Origin of the sequence: Bartonella sp. AC130YNZD, from assembly GCF_042196865.1 — a bacterium.
In the GTDB taxonomy this organism is placed as follows: Bacteria; Pseudomonadota; Alphaproteobacteria; order Rhizobiales; family Rhizobiaceae; genus Bartonella.
Map to the genome: position 1 here is coordinate 1 of NZ_JBHIQZ010000085.1, position 1,834 is coordinate 1,834.

The following is a 1,834-nucleotide window of genomic DNA, read 5'->3' on the forward strand; positions in this document are numbered from 1 at the left end:
TATGCTGGCTGCTCTTTTAGAGAGATCATACAAGCGCTTATTAGAATTGGATTGCTTGGAAAACAAGCTTATGATCATACGCTTTCTTTCTCAAAACAGTTTTGTGCTGATCTCAAACAAGCAAAAAGGAAAGCAGAGAAAGCAAAAGTAATTTGGCAACAAAGCCAACCAATCAAAAAGACTTTAGCAGAAACCTATTTACGCATGCGGCATATTACATGTGATTTGCCTGCTGATTTACGTTTTCATAGCAAATGTCCACACCCCTCTGGGGGTACACTGCCCGCGTTAGTGGCTCTTGTTAAGGGGGCTGGCTCTTTTGCCATTCATAGAACCTTTTTAAAAGACAATGGCTGCAAAACAGATCAATCACCAGCAAAAGCCATGTTGGGATCTGTAACGGGTGGTACTGTGCATTTAAGACAAGACAATCCAAAACATCTGGTCATTTGTGAGGGCATTGAAACCGGTCTGGCTCTGCTGTCTGGGTTGTTAACAGAGCCCGTGAATTTATGGGCGTCCCTTTCAACCCTATGAAAATGCAAAATAGATATAAAATATCTATTTTAACAGTAGCTATTGAAGAAACAGTAAAAATACATTACATTAGAACTACTTTGTAACACATTAAGTGGTCGTAAAATGGCTGAGACAACATTTACTTTTCGCGTCGATGATGTATTAAAAAATGAATTTTCCAAAGCAGCAAAGGCGTGTGATAGATCTGGTGCACAATTATTGCGCGATTATATGCGCGATATCGTAAAAGAACAAAAAGAAAAAAGTGCATACGATTTATGGTTTCGGGAACAAGTTCAATTAGGGATAAACTCTGCTAATGCAGGTGATATAATATCTTCTGAAGAAATCGAAGCAGAAGCAAAGGAATGGCGCCTAAAAACACAAAGTAAACTCGATAGATCAACTTTATGAAGCTAATTTGGACACAAGTAGCACACGTTGACCGCAAAAAGATCCGTGAATACATATCACAAGATAATCCTTCTGCTGCCTTAAAGTTTGATCAACTTTTATCTGAAAAAGTAGAAAAACTTGTTAAATTTCCTACTCTTGGTCGTTTAGGACGAATTGTAAATACACGTGAACTTATTGTACATCCAAATTATATCATGATTTATGATATTTCAAATGGCGTTGTGCGTATTTTACGTGTGCTTCATACAAAGCAAAAATTTCCTTAATCAACTGTATTTTTATTTATTTGCTAATTGAAGCAAATTATTTTCTACAATACTGCGCTCCGTATCAGTAAGTAATGATAGATTACTATTTTTATAATATTGCGAATATGATTGCATAATTACTTTGCACACCGCTTAGTTTCTACTCGTAAAAATAATGATGATACTCTTGGTAAATGACGTTTTATCGTCAATGATGTGACCGTTGAAAAGCTTGGGGAACTCTTAAAAGACCCCCCCCGTGGTCTCTTAATGGTGCGTGATGAATTGGCTGGCTTTTTAGCCAATCTAGAAAGAAAGGAATATCAATCAGACCGCGCCTTTTATCTCACAGCTTTTAATGGCGATGATCAATTTACCTATGACCGTATAGAGCGTGGAACCATTTTTATCCCCCATGTCACCTTATCCATGATTGGAGGCATTCAACCTTCACGCCTTATTCCCCTCATTCAGGTAATAAACCGTGGAATAAACGATGATGGTTTATTGCAACGCTTTCAAATGATTGTCTGGCCCGATGACAATAAAGAATGGCAATTAATTGATAGACCGCCCAATCAAGAGGCATGGGAAAATTATCAAAGGGTGTTTCGTTCTTTTCGTGATAAACGCTTAGGGTCTCCAGAAAA

General features: G+C 37.7%; 2 protein-coding genes and 2 pseudogenes. All 4 read left to right on the forward strand.

Annotated elements, in window-relative coordinates; genetic code table 11:
* Window positions 1–537, forward strand: a pseudogene (locus tag ACFINU_RS09680) (virulence-associated protein E); the annotation flags it as partial.
* Between the two features lie 105 nt (window positions 538–642).
* Window positions 643–933 carry a CopG family ribbon-helix-helix protein gene (locus tag ACFINU_RS09685; protein ID WP_375612607.1) on the forward strand — a complete coding sequence of 97 codons (291 nt, stop codon included), beginning with the start codon at window positions 643–645 and terminating at the stop codon, window positions 931–933.
* Window positions 930–1,202, forward strand: a complete 273-nt coding sequence (locus tag ACFINU_RS09690; RefSeq protein ID WP_208438787.1) for a type II toxin-antitoxin system RelE/ParE family toxin — start codon at window positions 930–932, stop codon at window positions 1,200–1,202. Before ACFINU_RS09685 ends, ACFINU_RS09690 begins: the two co-directional genes overlap by 4 nt.
* A gap of 180 nt (window positions 1,203–1,382) precedes the next feature.
* Window positions 1,383–1,834 (forward strand): annotated as a pseudogene (locus ACFINU_RS09695) (DUF3987 domain-containing protein); the annotation flags it as partial.